A 17,124-nucleotide genomic window follows, 5' to 3' on the forward strand; every position below is an offset into this window, starting at 1 on the left:
GAGGCCCACTCAGTTGCCCGACGCCGTGTGCGCGTCTTCGAAGAAATAGTCCTTGAGCGCGGTCGGCTGGTTCTTGATGGCACCCACGCGGTGCAGGAACTGGCCCATGCCCAGCGTGTTTTCGGGGCGCACCTTGAACTGCACCTCGGGGTTCTGGATGATCTTGAGCAGCAGGCCCCGGTCGGTGTTGCCGCCCGATACCTTGAGGTAGATGTCGGCCGCCTTCTCGGGGTTGGCGGCGACGAACTTGGCGGCCTCGTCGAGCGCATCGACGAAGGCCTTGTAGGTCTTGGGGCTCTCGGCGCGGAACTTCTCGGTGGCGTAGAGCACGGTGGCCGATGCCGGGCCGCCCAGCACGTCGTACGAATTGAGGACGATCTTCGCCTTGGGGTTGCCGGCCAACTCCTGCTCCTGGAAGGGCGGGTTGCCGAAGTGGCCCGTGATCTCGGTGCCGCCCTTGATGATGGCCGCCGCCGCATCGGGGTGCGGCAATGCCACCTGGTTCTTGTCCAGGCGGTTGAACTCCTTGTCGCCCCAGAGCTTGGCCGAGGCCATCTGCAGCACGCGCGACTGCACCGAGACACCGACGGCCGGCAGCGCGATGCGGTCCTTGTCGGTGAAGTCGGCAATGGTCTTCACGGCCGGGTTGTTGCTCACCAGGTAGTAGGGAAAGTTGCCCAGCGAGGCCACGCCCTTGACGTTCTGGCGACCCTTGGTGCGGTCCCACAGCGTGAACAGCGGGCCCACGCCGGCACCGGCGATGTCGATGTTGCCCGACAGCAGCGCATCGTTGACGGCCGAACCGCCCGACAGCTGCAGGAACTCGACCTTGATGTCCACGCCCGCGGCCTTGCCATGCTTCTCGATCAGCTTGTTCTCCTGCGCCACGTTGAGCAGCAGGTAGACGATGCCGAACTGCTGGGCGATGCGCAATTGCCCTTCGGCCGCATGGGCCGTGGCGCTCAGCCCGCCGGCCAGCAGCCCGGCGGTGGCCAGGGCGGCGATGGTCTTGCGCACGAGGCGGCGGCGGGTGGTCTGGAACATGGTCATGGGATCCTGTGTGGTCAGAAATAGAGACGCTGCAAGCGCTTAGGGAAGCCCCGCCTCAGAACGGCAGGTCGCCTTCGATCGTGGTGCGGTACAGCTTGCGGCGCTCGCTGTCGGGCGTGCCCGCCGCCAGGTGGGTCACCGAGCGGTTGTCCCAGAACACCAGGTCGTGCGGCTGCCACTGGTGGCGGTAGGTGAATTCGGGGCGCACGCTGGCGGCGAACAGCTCGGCCAGCAGGGCCTGGCTTTCGTCCTCGGGCAGGCCGACGATGCGCGTGGTGAAGTGCTCGCTCACGAACAGGGCCTTGCGGCCCGTTTCGGGGTGGGTGCGCACCACGGGGTGGATGGAAGGCGCCACCTCGTCGATCTGCGCCTGGGTGAGCTTGGGGCGCCAGGGGCTGCGCGCGCGCAATTCCTCGTACTTGGCCAGGTAGCTGTGCTCGGCCTTGAGCGGTGCAATGCGCGCCTTGAGTGCCTCGGGCAAGGCGTCGTAGGCGGCATGCTGGTCAGCGAACAGGGTGTCCCCGCCCTCGCCCGGCAGCTCCTGCGCGTGCAGCAGCGAGCCCAGGCTGGGCTTGTCCTTGTACGACAGGTCCGAGTGCCAGTAGTGGCCCGCATCGCCCAGGCCGATGGGCTGGCCGGCGGCATCCTTGATGTTGGAGACGATCAGGATCTCGGGGTGGCCCGCGAGCTGGAAGTTCTTGAGCACATGGATCTGCAGCGGCCCGAAGCGGCGACTGAAGTCGACATGCTGCTGCGGCGTGATGCGCTGATCGCGGAACACGAGCACATGGTGGTCCAGGTGCGCGCGGTGGATGCGTGCGAAATCCTCGCGGCCCAGCGGGCGCGACAGGTCCAGGCCCAGCACCTCGGCCCCCAGCGGACCGGCGGAGCCGGCCACTGGGCGGATCACCAGGCCTTGCGGCGCCGCATCGGCATCGACCGTGGCGGATGGGGAAACGGAAGCGGGGGACAGAACAGCCGACATGGAAAACCTCGTGGGAATGGGGCGTGCATGCCCTGAGGTCTGGACTTTAGGTGGCGCGGCTTATTCTGGGAACGAATGTTTTCTCAGTTGTTAACAACAAAAACAGCTAAGGCTGCATTTGCAGGCATGTGGCACATCGCTTGCAAGCGCATGCCATGATTGCCAACGGCCCATCCATCCACTGACCGATGTCGGCGACCTACCACCACACCATCAACAGCCACCGCTGGCTGTTCGACGACCTGCGCGAGCTCATGGCCAAGGCCACGCCCGCGCGCTCGGGCGACACGCTGGCAGGCATTGCGGCCGGCTCGGCGGTGGAGCGCATGGCCGCGCGCATGTGCCTGGCAGACCTGCCGCTGTCCCGCTTTCTGAGCGAAGCGCTGGTGCCCTACGAGACCGACGAGGTCACGCGCCTGATCATCGACACGCACGACGCTGCGGCCTTTGCGCCCATCGCCCACCTCACCGTGGGCGGGCTGCGCGACTGGCTGCTGGCGGCCGACACGGCGGCGCTCACCGCCGTGGCACCCGGCCTCACGCCCGAGATGGCCGCCGCCGTGAGCAAGCTCATGCGCAACCAGGACCTGGTGGCCGTGGCGCGCAACTGCCGGGTGGTCACGCGCTTTCGCAACACCATCGGCCTGCCGGGCCACCTGGCCGTGCGCCTGCAGCCCAACCACCCCACCGACGACCTGCGCGGCATCGCGGCCTCCATGGTCGATGGCCTGCTCTATGGCGCAGGCGACGCGGTGATCGGCATCAACCCGGCCACGGACAGCATCGCCGCCCTGACCGGCCTGGTGCACATGCTCGACGGGGTGATCTCCACGCTGCAGATCCCCACGCAATCGTGCGTGCTCACGCACGTGACCAACACCGTGCAGATGATCGAGCAGGGCGCGCCGGTGGACCTGGTGTTCCAGTCCATCGCCGGCACCGAGAAGGCCAACGCGGGCTTTGGTATCCACCTGGCCCTGCTGCGCGAGGCGCGCGAGGCCGCACTGTCCCTGAAGCGCGGCACGCTGGGCGACAACGTGATGTATTTCGAGACCGGCCAGGGCAGCGCCCTGTCTGCCGACGCCCACCACGGCGTGGACCAGCAGACCTGCGAGGCGCGGGCCTACGGCGTGGCGCGCGCCTTCTCGCCGCTGCTCACCAACACGGTGGTCGGCTTCATCGGGCCAGAGTACCTGTACGACGGCAAGCAGATCATCCGCGCGGGCCTGGAAGACCATTTCTGCGGCAAGCTGCTGGGCGTGCCGCTGGGCTGCGACGTCTGCTACACCAACCATGCCGAGGCCGACTCGGACGACATGGACACGCTGATGACGCTGCTGGGCGTGGCGGGACTGACCTTCATCATGGGCGTGCCGGGGGCCGACGACATCATGCTCAACTACCAGAGCACCTCGTTCCACGACGCGCTGTACCTGCGCGAAGTGCTGGGCCTGAAACGCGCGCCCGAGTTCGATGCCTGGCTGCAGCGCATGCAGCTGGCCGACGATGCGGGCCGGCTGCTGCCCGCAGCACAGCAACAGGCCGCCATCGCGCAGCTGCGGCAGATCGGCATGCGGGCATGACCCACCCCGCCCCCACCACCGGCCCGCTGCCCGACCCCTGGGACGACCTGCGCGCCCATACCGCTGCCCGGCTGGCCCTGGGCCGTGCCGGCACGGCCATCCCCACGCGCGAACTGCTCGACTTCGGCCTGGCCCATGCGCAGGCACGCGATGCCGTGCACCTGCCGCTCGACGCCGATGCGCTGGCAGCCCAGCTCGCCGGGCTGGGCTGCACCACGCTGCGGGTGGCCAGCGCCGCACCCGACCGCCCCACCTACCTGCTGCGCCCCGACCTGGGCCGGCGCCTGGACGCAGCCGATGCACGGCGGCTCGGCGATGCACCACAGGCAGACTGCGACCTGCTGCTGGTGGTAGCCGACGGCCTCTCGGCCCTGGCCGTCGAGCGCAATGCCCTGCCGCTGGTACAGGCCATCGTGCAGGATGCCCCGCAGGGCTGGCGCATCGGGCCGGTGGCCATTGCCACCCAGGCGCGCGTGGCGCTGGGCGACGAGGTGGGGGCGCTGCTGGGTGCGCGCCTGGTGGCCGTGCTGATCGGCGAACGCCCGGGCCTGAGCTCGCCCGACAGCCTGGGCATCTACCTCACTTGGCACCCCCAGGTGGGCCGCAGCGATGCAGAGCGCAACTGCATCTCCAACGTACGCCCCGAAGGCCTGGCGCCCGCGGCTGCGGCCGCGCGCCTGTGGTGGCTGTGCGTGGAGGCGCGGCGCCTGGGGCTCACGGGCATTGGCCTCAAGGACCGCAGCGATGCAGTCACCCTGCAGGCCGAGCCCTCCGGCAGCCACCTGACCGGCGGCTGAAACGCGGCGAAGGACCCGCACCCTCCTCCCAACTTTTGCTGCTTTCGATATTGCCGAATGTTTCGGCAGCTTGGATATCGGTTTTCCTTGCTTCGCAGGCCTGGCGTGCATGCGCAGAATCCAGCGCTCCCCCCCACCGCTGGAGCCTGCCCGTGAGCGAAACCTCGTCCCCATCCAACATCGACACCTCTTTTGGCCAACTCCGCATCCGCCGCGTGGCGGGCAGCCTGGGCGGTGAAGTCCTGGGCCTGAAGCTGTCGGGCGAACTGGACGACGCTACCGTCGCCGATCTCACGGCCGCGCTGGTCCAGCACAAGGTGCTGTTCTTCCGCGGCCAGACGCACCTGGACGACGCCAGCCACCAGGCCTTCGGCGCCCGCCTGGGCAAGACGGTGGCCCACCCCACGGTGCCCTCGCCCACCGGCACGCGCATCTTCGAGCTCGACGCCTCCAAGGGCGGTGGCCGCGCCGACTCGTGGCACACCGACGTGACCTTTCTCGACGCCTTCCCCAAGTACGGCATCCTGCGCGGCGTGAAGATCCCGGCCTATGGCGGCGACACGGTGTGGGCCAACACGGCGGCCGCCTATGCGCGCCTGCCCGAGGACCTCAAGCGCCTGGCCGACGGCCTGTGGGCCGTGCACAGCAACGACTACGACTACGGCGCCGAGCGCGTGGTGGTCGAGGAAGAGCGCCTGAACCACCACCGCAAGGTCTTCGTCTCCGCCGTGTACGAGGCCGAGCACCCCGTGGTGCATGTGCACCCGGTGTCGGGCGAGCGCGCGCTGCTGCTCGGCCACTTCGTCAAGAAGATCGCTGGGTTTTCGAGCACCGAATCGGCGCGCATCTTCGAAATTTTGCAGAACCGCGTGGTCCGCCTGGAGAACACGGTGCGCTGGCAATGGCAGCAGGACGATGTGGCGATCTGGGACAACCGCGCCACGCAGCATTTCGCCATCAACGACTACGGCAACCAGGCCCGCCTGGTGCGCCGCGTCACCGTGCATGGCGACCCGGCCGTGGCCGTGGACGGCCGCAAGAGCCGCACGCGCACGCGCCCCGAAGCCACCAACGACGCGCAGATCGACACCTTGATCACGGCCACGGCCTGACCCCACGGAACCATCCCCATGACGCAACGACGCCAACTGCTCCAGGCCGCATCGGCCCTGGGCGCCACCGCCCTGCTGCCCGGCTTTGCCCACGCCCAGAGCGGCGCCAAGAAGTTCCAGGGCGTGACCCTGAACGTTTCGACCTTCAGCGCGGCCTATCCCAAGCTGCTGCAGCAGTTCCTGCCCGAGTTCGAGGCGCTCACGGGCGCCAAGGTGAACTTCGACGCGCCCTCGTTCCCGGTCTACAACCAGCGCGCCGATCTGGAGCTGTCCACCAAGGGCTCGGCCTACGACGTGGTCAACGTGACCTTCATCTACTCGAGCCGCTGGATCAACTCGGGTTGGCTCACGCCGCTCGACGACTTCATCAAGAACCCCAACCTCACGCCCGCCGACTGGGACGTGAACGACTTCCTGCCCGGCGCCCGCGCGCCCGAGACCGGCAAGGACGGCAAGCTCTACGGCATTCCATGGACGGCCGAGGCGCTGTTGTCCGCATCGTCGCGCTTCGACCTGGTGCAGCAGGCCGGCCTGGCCTATCCCGACACCACGGACGACCTGGTGAAGGTGCTGCGCGCCGTGAACAAGAAGGAGCGCGTGGCGGGCTTCGTCTCCGACAGCCACTACGGCTGGACCTTCGTGCCCTACCTGCACGCCTTTGGCGACGACGTGTTCCGCAAGGCGCCCGACGACCTGTACCCCACGCTCGACACGCCCGAGGCGATTGCCGCGGCCGAGTACTACGCCAGCCTGCTGCGCGAGTTCGGACCCGATGGCGCCATCACCTACACGCCCGACCAGGTGACCCAGGCCCTCAAGCTCGGCCGCGTGAACTTCACCGATGCCGGTCAGTTGCACCTGGCGCAACTCGGTGACGCAGCCACCAGCAAGACCATCAAGACGCTGAAGTTCGGCCAGGTGCCCAAGGGGCCTGCCGGGCGCTTCCCGGGGACGGCCGTGCACGGTCTGGGCATTCCGACCGGTTCGAAGAACAAGGAAGCCGCCTGGGCCTTCATCCAGTGGGCACTGTCCAAGCAGACCACGCGCAAGGCGGTGGCCGCAGGCTACGGCTCGCCGGCACGCCGCTCGGACATCGACTCCAAGGAGTTTCGCTCCAAGCAGATCATCAACGGCAACGACCTGGCACAGTTGGCACTCGACTCGATCGAGCTGGCCTCCAAGACCGGCCACATGAAGTACCGCACGGTGTCGGTCTACCCGCAGGTGGACCAGCAACTCAACAAGGCGATCGCGCTGATCGCCTCGGGCCAGGCCAGCGCCAAGCAGGCGCTGCAGCAGGCCCAGGCGCAGTCGATCACCGAGCTCAAGCGCGCCGGGCAGAACCTGTGACGGGCCGGCCGTGAGCACCCTGACCGCCCCACCCGGCGTGGGCTGGGAGGCCGCGCGCCGGCGCGCCTTCCTCTGGGGCCTGTTGCCTTCGCTGGCGGTGCTGCTGATCATCACGCTGGCGCCGGCCACGGCACTGCTGGTGGCCAGCTTCACGCCGCTGAGCCTGACCGACGCGGCTGCCACCTTCCACTTCAAGGACCCGCTGGTCAACTACCGCCACCTGCTGGAGGACGAGCGCTTCCTGCGCTCCATCGCCACGCAGCTCAAGCTGTCGGTGTCCAGCGTGGCGCTGCAGCTGGCGGTGGGCCTGGGCCTGGCGCTGCTGCTCAACGGGCGCTCGAAGCTGCTGGGCGCCACGCGCACGGTGTTCCTGATCCCCATGGTGCTGCCGCCCATCGTGGTGGCGCTGATCTGGAAGATCATGTACACGCCCGACGTGAGCCCGCTGCACCGCGCACTCGAAGCCGTGGGCCTGCCCGTGCGCTCGCTCATCGCCAACCCCGACACGGCCCTGTGGGCCATCTCCATCGCCGATACCTGGCAGTGGTTCCCGTTCACCATGCTGATGGTGCTGGCCACCTTGCAGATGGTGCCCGACGAGCCGCTGGAGGCGGCGAGCCTGGACGGTGCCAACCGCTGGCAGCTGTTCATCTACATCGTGTTTCCCTACATCCGGCCGGTGCTGGTGGTGTGCGGGCTGTTCCGGCTGATCGACAGCTTCAAGGCCTTTCCGCTGATCTATGTGCTGACCGACGGCGGCCCGGGCACGGTGACCGAAGTGACCAACTACTACGGCTTCATCCAGGCCTTCAACTTCTCCTACTGGGGCTATGCCAGCGCCATCGCGATGGTGATCCTCGCGGGGGTGTTCGCGCTCAGCTGGCTGGTGGGCCGACTCGGATGGAACGACCATGACAAGCGCTGACGCCACCCTGCCCCTGCCGACACCACCCGCTGCGGCAAACTCTGCCGCCTTGCCGCTGCCCGCCACGCGGCGCGCGGGCTGGCTGCGCCGCCATGCGCGCGGCCTGGTGGCCATCGCCCTGCTGCTGGTGGTGATGTCCCCCTTCCTGTGGCTGGTGCAGTTGGCTTTCAAGCCGAGTGCGGAGATCTTCGAGGACAGCCTGCTTTTCATGCCCACGCTGGAGGGCTTTCGCAGCCTGCTGCAGGGCAACTTCCTCAAGTCCTTCTGGAACAGCCTGGCGGTGAGCACCCTGTCCACCGCGCTGTCGCTGCTGATCGGCGTGCCGGCCGCCTATGCGCTCACGCGCTGGCAGTTCAAGTGGCGGCGCCATGTGGCGCTGTGGATTTTGGTGACGCGCATGGCGCCGCCCATCGCCTTCACCATCCCGTTCTTCCTGGCCTACCGCTGGCTGGGCCTGCAGGACACCATCGCCGGCCTGGCCATCGTCTACCTCACGTTCAACCTGGCCATCGTGATCTGGCTCATGCAGACCTTCTTCGAGGCCGTGCCCACGGCCCTCGAAGAGGCGGCCTACATCGATGGCTGCGGCGTCTGGCAGGCCTTCTGGCACATCACGCTGCCGCTGGCATCGCCCGGGCTGGCGGCCACGGCCGTGCTGTGCTTCATCTTCTCGTGGAACGACTTCTTCTACGCCCTCATCCTCACGCGCACCAACGCCGTCACCGCGCCCGTGGCCATCGTCAACTTCCTGCAGTACGAGGGCTGGGAGTGGACCAAGATCGCCGCCAGCGGCACGCTGGTGATGTTCCCCGTGGTGATCTTCACGGTGCTGGTGCGCACCTACCTCGTCCGCGGCCTGACGGCTGGCGGCGTCAAGGACTGACTGACATGGCAGCGCTTTCCCTTCACCAGATCGTCAAGCACTACGGCAGCACGCCGGTGATCCACGGCGTGGACATCGCCATCCAGGACGGCGAATTCGTCGCCCTGGTCGGCCCATCGGGCTGCGGCAAGTCCACCCTGCTGCGCGCCATCGCTGGGCTCGAAGCCATCAGCAGCGGCGAGATCCGCCTGGGCGGGCGCGTGATCAACGACGTGGCCCCCAAGGACCGCAACATCGCCATGGTGTTCCAGAACTACGCGCTGTACCCGCACATGACGGTGGCGCAGAACCTGGGCTTCTCGCTCAAGCTGCAGGGCGAGGACAAGGCACAGATCCAGCGCCGGGTGGACGAGGTGGCCGCCATCCTGGGCCTCGAAAATCTGCTCGCCCGTACGCCGCGCCAGCTTTCGGGCGGGCAGCGCCAGCGTGTGGCCATGGGCCGCGCCATCGTGCGCCAGCCCGATGCCTTTCTGTTCGACGAGCCGCTGTCCAACCTGGACGCCAAGCTGCGCGTGCAGGTGCGCACCGAGATCAAGGCCCTGCACCAGCGCCTGCGCACCACCACCGTCTACGTCACGCACGACCAGGTGGAGGCGATGACGCTGGCCGACCGCATCGTGGTGCTCAAGGACGGCGTGGTGGAGCAGGTGGGCGCGCCTTTGGCCCTTTACGACCGGCCAGCCAATGCCTTCGTGGCAGGCTTCATCGGCTCGCCGGCCATGAACTTCATTCCCGGCCGGCTGCACCTGGACGGCGCGGCACGCGTGGTGACCGACGATGGCCTGCACCTGCCGCTGGCCCAGGCACCCCAGGGACGCCACGGCGACAGCGTGCTCTACGGGGCACGCCCCGAGCATTTCGCGCTGGAGGCCAGCGGCGACGGCCTGCCTGCCCAGGTCAGGGTGGTGGAGCCCACGGGATCCGAGACGCAGGTCGCCGTGCGGCTGGAAGGCGGGCAGGACATCCTCGCCGCCTTCCGTGACCGCATCGACGTGCGGCCCGGCGATGCGCTGTGGCTGCGGCCCGTGGCGGCGCAGGCGCACCTGTTCGACGAGGCCAGCGGCGCACGCCTGAATTGAAATTCACCCCCTGAGTCGCTTCGCCTTCACCCTTCTCTCGACCCGCTGCGCGGATCGGGAGGGGGACGCTCCCAGCGCGGCGGGGCGGCCCTTGCGCGGGAGCTCTGGCCTTGGCCGTGCCAGTTTCGTAGCCTGCGGGTTGCGTTCAGCGCTTGGGGATAACCGACATGGGCGTCAGAGGCGGTGCGAGCGGTCGCCCTGGGCAAAGCCCACGGGCTCCCAGGCCTCGCCCGCGCCCAGGGCGATGACCTTGAACAGTTCGCCCATCTCGTGCTCCATGATGAGCTTGGCAGCGGTGGCGCGTTCCAGCGGCGGCAGCTCCACCATGCGCTGCGCCAGCCCGCAGTTGATGAGGAAATGCGCCTGCGTGGTGTAGCCCAGCACCTGCAGGCCGGCGTCCTGCGCGGCCAGTGCGATGGCGGTGAAGTTGACGTGGGCGGTGATGTCCTTGCGCCCCACCTCCACCAGCGGGTCGCTGTCGGCCAGGTGGCCCTGGTGGCACATCACGGTGCCCATGTGGCGCTGGGGGTGGTAGTACTCACTCTCGCCAAAGCCGTAGTCCAGAAGGAAGGCCGCGCCGCGCTGCAGGCGGTCGGCCAGCATGCCCACGAACCCCTCACCCTGGGGATGGACCTCGGTCAGGTAGTCCTGCGGGCCTTCCACCTCCACCGGCGGGCGCAGGTCGGTGGCCTGGTCGGCCCAGGTGAACGCGCCTTCGTGCAGCGCCACACCGCGCTCATGCCACACGCCGCCGTGCTGGCCTCCGTGGCGGGCCAGCAGCTTGACGGGCATGGCGTCCAGCACCTCGTTGCCCACCACCACGCCTTCAAAGCGCTCGGGCAGTGCATCGAACCAGCGCACTTTGTGCGCGTGCGCTGCCAGCAGCGTCTGCTGGCGCGCGCGCAGGCTGCCCGAGAGGTCGACGATGGTGTAGCGCTGCACCCGGTCGCCCAGGGCGTCGAGCAGCTGCAGCGCCAGCGCGCCCGAGCCGGCGCCGAACTCCCAGACCTCGCTGGTGCCGGTCTTCTCGAAGGCCTCGGCCACCTGCACGGCCAGGGCCTGGCCGAACAGCGGCGTGAGCTCGGGCGCGGTCACGAAGTCGCTGCCGGATTCGGGCAGCAGGCCGAACTTGGTGGAATCGTTGGCGTAGTAGCCCAGGCCGGGCGTGTACAGGGCCAGGGCCATGAACTGGTCGAAGCCGATCCAGCCACCGGCGGCGGCAATGGCATCGGCAATGTGCGCCGTGAGGGCGGTCGTTAAACTGTCGGGTGTTTTCGTCGTCACGGCCCGCATTGTCCCTCATGCCCTCTTCTCCCCGCCCCCGTACGGTGCTCGTCACCGGTGCCGCCAAGCGCCTGGGCCGCAGCATTGCGCTGGCGCTGGCAGCCGGCGGCTGGCAGGTGGCCGTGCACTACCGCAGCTCCGAGCAGGATGCCATCGACACGGCGGCAGAGTGCGCACGCCTGTCCTCGGCCCAGAGCGCACATTTCGACGGCGACTTCGACGACGAGGCCGCCGTGCGCGCCCTGGTACCGCGCGTGGTGGAGCGCTTCGGCACGCTCGACGCCGTGGTCAACAACGCCTCGCTGTTCGAGCACGACAACGCTGCCACGCTGGGCTTTGCCAGCCTGGAGAAGCACCTGCGCAGCAATGCCGGGGCCCCGGTGCTGCTGGCGCAGGCCCTGCACGAGCACCTGCAGGCGCGCGCGGCGGCCGGCGAGGCCGATGCCCAGGGCGCCGTGGTCAACCTGCTCGACCAGAAGCTGTGGAACCAGAACCCCGACTTCATGAGCTACACGCTGTCCAAGGCGGCGCTGGAAGCGGCCGGCACCATGCTGGCCCTGGCCCTGGCGCCGCGCGTGCGGGTGGTCGGCGTGGCCCCGGGCCTCACGCTCACGAGCCACATGCTCAGCGACGAAAAATTCGCCCAGCTGCACGCCCTGAGCCCGCTGGGCCGCTCCTCCACCCCCGAAGACGTGGCCGCCACCGTGCGCTTTGCGCTGGAGAACCGATCTCTCACCGGCACCACGCTGATGGTGGACGGCGGGCAGCACCTGATGAAATTCGAGCGCGATTTTTCGTTGATGTGAGCACCCACCCGCTCACGCAGGAAACCCCATGACGACCACCCACGCCACAGGCACCCAGATCCTCACGCTCACCGGTTTGCGTTTCGACGCCAACCTGGGCATCCTCTCGCACGAGAAGACCGCCCCCCAGCCCATCCAGGTGGACGCCGAGCTGAGCCTGGGCGCCCAGCCGCTGACGCCGCGCGACGACGACATCCTGCACGTGCTGGACTACCGCAAGGTGCGCCAGATCATCATCGACGAGTGCCGCGCCGAGCATGTGAACCTGCTCGAAAGCCTGATCGGCAAGCTCGCCAACCGCCTGATGCAGCTGCCCGGCGTGCTGGGCGTGCGCGTGAAGATCGCCAAGCTGGAGATCTTCGACGACTGCGAAGTGGCGATCCGGATCGAGACCGGGCAGTGGTGAGCTGAAGCCCGCCGGCCCCGGCGCAAAAAGAAAGGGCCGTGGTCGATGACCACGGCCCTGTCAGGGTTCAGAGAAGCGGCCTTTGCGCCTCGGCCAGCGCCTTCTGGGCCTCATCGAGCTTGGCCTTGCGCGCAGCGATCTTCTTGGCATCGCCCTTCTTCTCCGCTGCGGCCAGGCTTTTCTCGCGCTCGGTCACCTTCTTCGTGGCCTGGCGGATCTGTGCATCGCGCTCCTTGGCCAGCCAGGCATCGGTGCAATGCGCCTTGTTGCCGCGCAAGGCCTGCTTGAGCCCCGCGACCTCGCGGTTGCGCCCTTGCGCGGTGGCCTCCGCCAGCTGGGATTCGATGCGCGCCTGCTTGGCGGCGCAGGCGGGCGAGGCATCTGCCGCCAGCGCGGGCACGGCATGCAGGGCCAGGACACAGGCACAGAGCACGAGTGGTTTCATGGCAGCTCCCTCATCGGTAGTTGGAAGTTGCCATCCTAACCCCAGGTTTCCTCAATGGAGCCTGGAGTTGCGGGGCAGCCTCTTCGCCAGCCATTCGTGCACGTCCGCGCGCACGTTGCGCCCGTCGAGCAGGAAGGACTCGTAGCGGCTGGGCACGTAGGGCAGGTACAGGAGGCGCATGCCGGCCTCCTCGGGCAGGCGGTCGGCCTTGTAGCCATTGCAGCCGGCACAGGCCGCCACGAGGTTGGTCCACGAGGTGGGGCCGCCGCGCGACTGCGGCACGATGTGCTCGCACTGCAGCACCTCTTCGCCGAAGACACCGCCGCAGTAGGCGCAGGTATGGCGGTCACGGCATAGCAGGCGGCGCTTGGTGAGCCCCGGCACCACGTCAAAGAGGTTGATCCGGGACACGCCACGCAGGGCGATGATGGGCGCGATCTGAAGCACCGACTGCCGGCCCGTCGCCGCGTTGTGCCCGCCACGCAATGTGGCCAGGGCTTCGAGGCCGGCATCCCAGGCGATGGCACCGCTGGCGTAGTGCACGGCGGCCTGCTCGAGCGGCATCCACGACTGGGGCGTGCCCTGCAGGTCCAGCTGCAGCACGCGGGGCGCGGGCGCCTGGGGCTTTCGGTAAAGGGTTTCGGGTTCGGTGCGGGGCATGGGTGCTTCCTTTCTTGCTTGGCAATGGAGGGCGCAGCCGCCCAGCCAAGCGCACGCCCCGTTTCAACAACAGTCAGTCAATGGCAGATGGGGCCGTCCATCGGCAATCGATGGAGGCCCTGGTGGATGCGGTGGGACAGGCAGCGGGCGCACGAGCGCGCACGCCGCTACCACTCGCCGACCTCGCGCACGCGCTGGTCGAGGTCCATGTGCTCCAGCCTGCGGGCGGCAGGAGCAGCGCGGACGGCCGCAACGGGCAGCCGGGCACGCATGGATGCCAGGCGGGCCAGCCAGCCGGCGAGGCCGGAACGGCGCCGCTGGACGCCAGGGGAAAAGGAATGCTGGATGGCCATGGTGGTCTCCTGAAGGGTGATTGGATGGATGGAATGGGGTAGGTGGGTTGAGGAAAGGGGGGCAGACCGGGGAGGGATCGAACCTCCGAATGGCGGAATCAAAATCCGCTGCCTTACCACTTGGCGACCGGTCAACAAAAGGGAAAAGGGAGGGAGCCGCAGACAGGAGTCGAACCTGCAATCCCCGGCACGAAGACCAGGCGCCCCAATCCGACAGGGCTGCTACGGCATGCCTGGCCATGGCCAGGAAAAAGATTGGCACGCGCGGAAGGAGTCGAACCCTCAACCGTCGGATTTGGAGGCCGGTGCTCTGCCAGTTGAGCTACACGCGTAGAAAGCGAAATATCGGGCACTCCTGCCGGAGCGCATCTCCATTTCGGTTGTGTCTTCACGCGACCGCGGCTCCGATGAAACCGCGCATGCACGTCGCTGCACTGGGTGATCAATCCCAGCACATCCCGCCGGGCCGCGCATGCGGCCGGGTCCGGCGGTGAAAGCAAAGGCACACCCGAAATGGAGAGAGGCTTGGGGGTGCGTCGCACGCCGGCCTCTCTGCTTTCGATGGGCAGGCCGGCCACGGCTCCGGTGGAGCGTGGCCGCCTGCAGCAAACTGTTAAGGAACGGAGGTCCCCGGTGGGTCGATGCCCTGGGGGCAGCGCAAGCGCTGCGAAAAAGGTGGAAAGGAAAGCGGCAATGAAAAAGGCCCGGAACCACCTGGTTGCCGGGCCTCTGCTGGAGAGATCGGGAGGGAGAACGCTCTGGGGCTACTGCCTTGCGTTGCAACCTCCGCCCGGTGGTGGAGCGGTATCCTCGAAACCATTGCCCAGCCACTGCGGCTGGTTGCCATTGCCCTGCAAATACGCACTGGACGCCATGCGCTGCTGCGATGCCAGTCGTTTGGCCAGGGATGGCATGGACGCCGAATGCGCATGGAACAGCGACGACCCGCGCACGGCCACAGCGCCCTGGCAGGGGCGGCGGAAGATGGCGGTGCGGGCGGCGTTCACGGTGGGCTTTCGGCGAAAAGGTGGTTGGGTGCTTGGTAGTGAAAAGGACAAGCTGTCCTGATGGATGGAGAATGTAAATAGTCTTTACGCTGCGGTCAACACCCGGCACAATCTTTTTTCGCGTTTGTTGTTTTTTTCCTTGTGACCCTTCCCCCCCTCACCGTCCTGCGCCGCACCAACGTGCTGGCGCTGCACCGCCTTTTCCTCGAAAAAGAGATCGCTGCCGGCAAGCCGGCCAAGGGGCTGGACCAGGCCTTTGCCGCATCGCTCGAGATTTCCCCGAGCATGTGGAGCCAGATCAAGAGCTCCCGCCCCATCGGCAACACGCTGGCGCGCCAGATCGAGCGCCACGCGCAGATGGAGCTCGGCTGGCTCGACGCCGAACATGCCACCGAGCACCCCGACCCTGCCGAGGAGCGCTTCCTGGCACTGGCACGCGAGGCATGGCGCCAGGCCAATGCCCAGGGCAAGCGCGACCTGCGGCTGTGGCTGGCCGAGCGGGCCGGGCCTGAAGCGGGTACGGCCCCTGGCGGCGGGGCCCCGGAAGCGGGAAAATAGCGCTCCAGGCGGGGCCCCGTTCGCACTGGAGAGCCCGCCCCAGCCCATGGGCGGGCGGTTTCACCGACAATTGGGGGCTATTTCCGTCTTTTTTTGGCCCCAGTGCGTGCGCCCCCCATCCGGGCGCCGGTGGCCACCGCTTTAACCAGACCCCAGAGTCCTTTCCATGAGCGCAGTGATGAACGAACCCCAACGGGCCGGCTGGACCGCCGAGCCCCCCGAACTGGCAGACGCCGGCGCCGATGCGGCCGCGGCTGCATCGGGCCCTGCGCGCCTGAAGATCGAACGCGAGGCCCACAAGCTCGAAAAGCGCCTCTGCCGCGAGGTGGGCAAGGCCATCGTCGACTTCAACATGATCGAAGAAGGCGACAAGGTCATGGTCTGCATGTCCGGCGGCAAGGACAGCTATGCCCTCCTGGACATCCTGCAGAAGCTCAAGGCGCGCGCGCCCATCCACTTCGACATGGTGGCCGTGAACCTGGACCAGAAGCAGCCCGGCTTTCCCGAGCATGTGCTGCCCGAGTACCTGGCGAGCACGGGCGTGCCCTTCCATATCGAGAACGAGGACACCTACAGCATCGTCAAGCGCCTGATCCCCGAGGGCAAGACCACCTGCAGCCTGTGCAGCCGTCTGCGCCGGGGCATCCTGTACCGCGTGGCCGACGAGCTGGGCTGCACCAAGATCGCGTTGGGCCACCACCGCGACGACATTTTGCAGACCCTGCTGCTCAACATGTTCTTCGGCGGCAAGATGAAGAGCATGCCGCCGAAGCTGGTCAGCGACGATGGCCGCCACGTGGTGATCCGCCCCCTGGCCTACGTGACCGAGAAGGACACCACGCGCTGGGCCGCGCAGCGCAATTTCCCTATCATCCCCTGCAACCTGTGCGGCAGCCAGGAGAACCTGCAGCGCAAGCAGGTGGGCGAGATGCTGCGCGAGTGGGAGAAGAAATTCCCCGGCCGCGTGGAGAACATGTTCAACGCGCTGCAGAACGTGGTGCCCTCGCACCTGCTGGACGGCAGCCAGTACGACTTCAAGAACGCGCGCGCCACCGGCGTCGCCAGCGAGCACGGCGACAAGGCCTTCGACAAGGAAGAGTTTTCGGCGCCAGCCACCTCGTTACCAGGTGTGCAGGTGGTGCAGCTGTCGTGAACTGCGGCGGCAGGAGCACACTCCAAGGTGGATTGACCCATCCTGGGAGACACCTATGACCCGTCGCTGGATTCCCGCATTGCTGCTCTGCGCCGCTGCAGCCACCCTGGCCGGCTGCAGCACCACCCGCGTGGTGGAAGGCCAGGTGCAGAGCTTCTCCACCCTGGCGGCCGTGCCCAGCCCGGCCACCTACCGCATCGAGCGCCTGCCCTCGCAGCAGACCCCGGCGTTCGACGCCATCGCCGCCCTGGCCGAACAATCGCTGTCCCGCGCCGGCCTGCAGCGCGACGATGCCGCGCCGCGGCTGCTGGTGCAGATCGGCGTGCAGGCCGGCACCGTGCCGCGCTACGACCCGTACTGGCCCTATGGGCCTTATGGGTTCTACGGCCCCTACCGAGCCTATGGCGGCTGGGGCTATGCCGGATGGCATGGCCGCGGCTGGGGCGTTGGCGGACTGTGGCGCATGGGTGAGCCCACGCCGTTGCACCGCCGTGCGGTGAGCCTGGTGATGCGCGATGCGACCACGCAGGCCAGCGTCTACGAAACCTCGGCCGTGCACGAGGACATCTGGGTGGCCGACCCCGCCGTGTTCAGCATCCTCTTCGACGCGGCGCTCACCGGCTTTCCCAAACCCTCCGGCGGACCCCGCCAGGTGCGCATTCCCTTGCCGCCCCCACCCTGATCCCAC

The 17,124-nt window shown here is 67.9% G+C and carries 19 protein-coding genes and 2 tRNA genes; 12 read left to right on the forward strand and 9 right to left on the reverse strand.

Annotation, left to right across the window (positions count from 1 at the left end):
• Window positions 1-9: 9 nt before the first annotated feature.
• Both AC07PA_RS07945 and AC07PA_RS07950 read right to left on the reverse strand, forming a co-directional pair.
• On the reverse strand, window positions 10-1,044 hold the full coding sequence (locus AC07PA_RS07945; protein ID WP_007856527.1) for an ABC transporter substrate-binding protein: 1,035 nt from the start codon (window positions 1,042-1,044) through the stop codon (window positions 10-12).
• Window positions 1,045-1,105: 61 nt separating this feature from the next.
• Complete coding sequence (locus AC07PA_RS07950; protein ID WP_494608369.1) at window positions 1,106-2,035, reverse strand: TauD/TfdA dioxygenase family protein; 930 nt, start codon at window positions 2,033-2,035, stop codon at window positions 1,106-1,108.
• 188 nt (window positions 2,036-2,223) lie between these two features.
• Between AC07PA_RS07950 and AC07PA_RS07955 the strand changes: the two genes are divergently transcribed.
• From AC07PA_RS07955 to AC07PA_RS07985, 7 genes are all read left to right on the forward strand, one after another.
• Window positions 2,224-3,618 (forward strand): ethanolamine ammonia-lyase subunit EutB, encoded by a 1,395-nt coding sequence (locus AC07PA_RS07955; protein ID WP_494608370.1) that lies wholly within the window; start codon window positions 2,224-2,226, stop codon window positions 3,616-3,618.
• Entirely contained in the window at window positions 3,615-4,415 is an 801-nt protein-coding gene (gene eutC / locus AC07PA_RS07960) for an ethanolamine ammonia-lyase subunit EutC (protein WP_494608371.1), read from the forward strand. Before AC07PA_RS07955 ends, eutC begins: the two co-directional genes overlap by 4 nt.
• A gap of 152 nt (window positions 4,416-4,567) precedes the next feature.
• Entirely contained in the window at window positions 4,568-5,527 is a 960-nt protein-coding gene (locus AC07PA_RS07965) for a TauD/TfdA dioxygenase family protein (protein ID WP_035204312.1), read from the forward strand.
• 18 nt (window positions 5,528-5,545) lie between these two features.
• A complete protein-coding gene (locus AC07PA_RS07970; protein WP_494608372.1) occupies window positions 5,546-6,877 on the forward strand; it encodes an ABC transporter substrate-binding protein in 1,332 nt (443 codons plus the stop codon).
• Window positions 6,878-6,887: 10 nt separating this feature from the next.
• Complete coding sequence (locus tag AC07PA_RS07975; protein WP_007856520.1) at window positions 6,888-7,802, forward strand: carbohydrate ABC transporter permease; 915 nt, start codon at window positions 6,888-6,890, stop codon at window positions 7,800-7,802.
• Window positions 7,789-8,685 (forward strand): carbohydrate ABC transporter permease, encoded by an 897-nt coding sequence (locus tag AC07PA_RS07980; RefSeq protein WP_494608373.1) that lies wholly within the window; start codon window positions 7,789-7,791, stop codon window positions 8,683-8,685. Before AC07PA_RS07975 ends, AC07PA_RS07980 begins: the two co-directional genes overlap by 14 nt.
• 5 nt (window positions 8,686-8,690) lie before the next feature.
• Window positions 8,691-9,764: an ABC transporter ATP-binding protein gene (locus tag AC07PA_RS07985; RefSeq protein ID WP_494608374.1), complete on the forward strand. Its 1,074-nt coding sequence runs from the start codon at window positions 8,691-8,693 to the stop codon at window positions 9,762-9,764.
• Window positions 9,765-9,938: 174 nt separating this feature from the next.
• Here AC07PA_RS07985 and AC07PA_RS07990 read toward each other — a convergent pair whose 3' ends face one another.
• On the reverse strand, window positions 9,939-11,057 hold the full coding sequence (locus tag AC07PA_RS07990; RefSeq protein WP_494608375.1) for a class I SAM-dependent methyltransferase: 1,119 nt from the start codon (window positions 11,055-11,057) through the stop codon (window positions 9,939-9,941).
• An 8-nt stretch (window positions 11,058-11,065) separates the two neighbouring features.
• Between AC07PA_RS07990 and AC07PA_RS07995 the strand changes: the two genes are divergently transcribed.
• Together AC07PA_RS07995 and AC07PA_RS08000 are read left to right on the forward strand one after the other, a co-directional pair.
• Window positions 11,066-11,854, forward strand: a complete 789-nt coding sequence (locus AC07PA_RS07995) for an SDR family oxidoreductase (protein WP_494608376.1) — start codon at window positions 11,066-11,068, stop codon at window positions 11,852-11,854.
• Between the two features lie 28 nt (window positions 11,855-11,882).
• Complete coding sequence (locus AC07PA_RS08000) at window positions 11,883-12,260, forward strand: dihydroneopterin aldolase (protein WP_007856513.1); 378 nt, start codon at window positions 11,883-11,885, stop codon at window positions 12,258-12,260.
• A gap of 67 nt (window positions 12,261-12,327) precedes the next feature.
• On the opposite strand, the gene AC07PA_RS08005 is transcribed toward AC07PA_RS08000, so the two are convergent.
• The 6 genes from AC07PA_RS08005 to AC07PA_RS08030 all read right to left on the reverse strand — a co-directional run bounded on the left by AC07PA_RS08005 (window position 12,328) and on the right by AC07PA_RS08030 (window position 14,725).
• Window positions 12,328-12,705, reverse strand: a complete 378-nt coding sequence (locus AC07PA_RS08005) for a DUF1090 family protein (RefSeq protein ID WP_494608377.1) — start codon at window positions 12,703-12,705, stop codon at window positions 12,328-12,330.
• Window positions 12,706-12,756: 51 nt separating this feature from the next.
• On the reverse strand, window positions 12,757-13,365 hold the full coding sequence (locus tag AC07PA_RS08010; protein WP_494608378.1) for an HNH endonuclease: 609 nt from the start codon (window positions 13,363-13,365) through the stop codon (window positions 12,757-12,759).
• Between the two features lie 167 nt (window positions 13,366-13,532).
• A complete protein-coding gene (locus AC07PA_RS08015) occupies window positions 13,533-13,718 on the reverse strand; it encodes a hypothetical protein (protein WP_145694773.1) in 186 nt (61 codons plus the stop codon).
• 62 nt (window positions 13,719-13,780) lie between these two features.
• A tRNA-Gln gene (locus tag AC07PA_RS08020) sits at window positions 13,781-13,851 on the reverse strand.
• Between the two features lie 123 nt (window positions 13,852-13,974).
• Window positions 13,975-14,050: transfer RNA gene (locus tag AC07PA_RS08025), tRNA-Trp, on the reverse strand.
• Between the two features lie 432 nt (window positions 14,051-14,482).
• Window positions 14,483-14,725 carry a hypothetical protein gene (locus AC07PA_RS08030; protein ID WP_494608379.1) on the reverse strand — a complete coding sequence of 81 codons (243 nt, stop codon included), beginning with the start codon at window positions 14,723-14,725 and terminating at the stop codon, window positions 14,483-14,485.
• A 141-nt stretch (window positions 14,726-14,866) separates the two neighbouring features.
• Here AC07PA_RS08030 and AC07PA_RS08035 point away from each other — a divergent pair, with 141 nt between their 5' ends.
• The 3 genes from AC07PA_RS08035 to AC07PA_RS08045 all read left to right on the forward strand — a co-directional run bounded on the left by AC07PA_RS08035 (window position 14,867) and on the right by AC07PA_RS08045 (window position 17,118).
• Window positions 14,867-15,283: a hypothetical protein gene (locus AC07PA_RS08035; protein WP_494608380.1), complete on the forward strand. Its 417-nt coding sequence runs from the start codon at window positions 14,867-14,869 to the stop codon at window positions 15,281-15,283.
• A gap of 166 nt (window positions 15,284-15,449) precedes the next feature.
• Window positions 15,450-16,436 carry a tRNA 2-thiocytidine(32) synthetase TtcA gene (gene ttcA, locus AC07PA_RS08040; RefSeq protein WP_494608381.1) on the forward strand — a complete coding sequence of 329 codons (987 nt, stop codon included), beginning with the start codon at window positions 15,450-15,452 and terminating at the stop codon, window positions 16,434-16,436.
• Window positions 16,437-16,491: 55 nt separating this feature from the next.
• Window positions 16,492-17,118, forward strand: coding sequence for a DUF4136 domain-containing protein (locus tag AC07PA_RS08045; protein ID WP_494608382.1), 627 nt, complete (start codon window positions 16,492-16,494; stop codon window positions 17,116-17,118).
• Window positions 17,119-17,124 lie beyond the last annotated feature (6 nt).

Source organism: Acidovorax sp. GW821-FHT09B03 (assembly GCF_059418305.1).

Excerpts from the sequence above, each read along its gene's own strand:
- AC07PA_RS07945 (WP_007856527.1), bottom strand. The coding sequence starts at position 1,044 with ATGTTCCAGACCACCCGCCGCCGCCTCGTGCGCAAGACCATCGCCGCC.
- AC07PA_RS07950 (WP_494608369.1), bottom strand. The coding sequence starts at position 2,035 with ATGTCGGCTGTTCTGTCCCCCGCTTCCGTTTCCCCATCCGCCACGGTC.
- AC07PA_RS07955 (WP_494608370.1), top strand. The coding sequence starts at position 2,224 with ATGTCGGCGACCTACCACCACACCATCAACAGCCACCGCTGGCTGTTC.
- eutC (WP_494608371.1), top strand. The coding sequence starts at position 3,615 with ATGACCCACCCCGCCCCCACCACCGGCCCGCTGCCCGACCCCTGGGAC.
- AC07PA_RS07970 (WP_494608372.1), top strand. The coding sequence starts at position 5,546 with ATGACGCAACGACGCCAACTGCTCCAGGCCGCATCGGCCCTGGGCGCC.
- AC07PA_RS07980 (WP_494608373.1), top strand. The coding sequence starts at position 7,789 with ATGACAAGCGCTGACGCCACCCTGCCCCTGCCGACACCACCCGCTGCG.
- AC07PA_RS07985 (WP_494608374.1), top strand. The coding sequence starts at position 8,691 with ATGGCAGCGCTTTCCCTTCACCAGATCGTCAAGCACTACGGCAGCACG.
- AC07PA_RS07990 (WP_494608375.1), bottom strand. The coding sequence starts at position 11,057 with ATGCGGGCCGTGACGACGAAAACACCCGACAGTTTAACGACCGCCCTC.
- AC07PA_RS07995 (WP_494608376.1), top strand. The coding sequence starts at position 11,066 with ATGCCCTCTTCTCCCCGCCCCCGTACGGTGCTCGTCACCGGTGCCGCC.
- AC07PA_RS08000 (WP_007856513.1), top strand. The coding sequence starts at position 11,883 with ATGACGACCACCCACGCCACAGGCACCCAGATCCTCACGCTCACCGGT.
- AC07PA_RS08005 (WP_494608377.1), bottom strand. The coding sequence starts at position 12,705 with ATGAAACCACTCGTGCTCTGTGCCTGTGTCCTGGCCCTGCATGCCGTG.
- AC07PA_RS08010 (WP_494608378.1), bottom strand. The coding sequence starts at position 13,365 with ATGCCCCGCACCGAACCCGAAACCCTTTACCGAAAGCCCCAGGCGCCC.
- AC07PA_RS08015 (WP_145694773.1), bottom strand. The coding sequence starts at position 13,718 with ATGGCCATCCAGCATTCCTTTTCCCCTGGCGTCCAGCGGCGCCGTTCC.
- ttcA (WP_494608381.1), top strand. The coding sequence starts at position 15,450 with ATGAGCGCAGTGATGAACGAACCCCAACGGGCCGGCTGGACCGCCGAG.
- AC07PA_RS08045 (WP_494608382.1), top strand. The coding sequence starts at position 16,492 with ATGACCCGTCGCTGGATTCCCGCATTGCTGCTCTGCGCCGCTGCAGCC.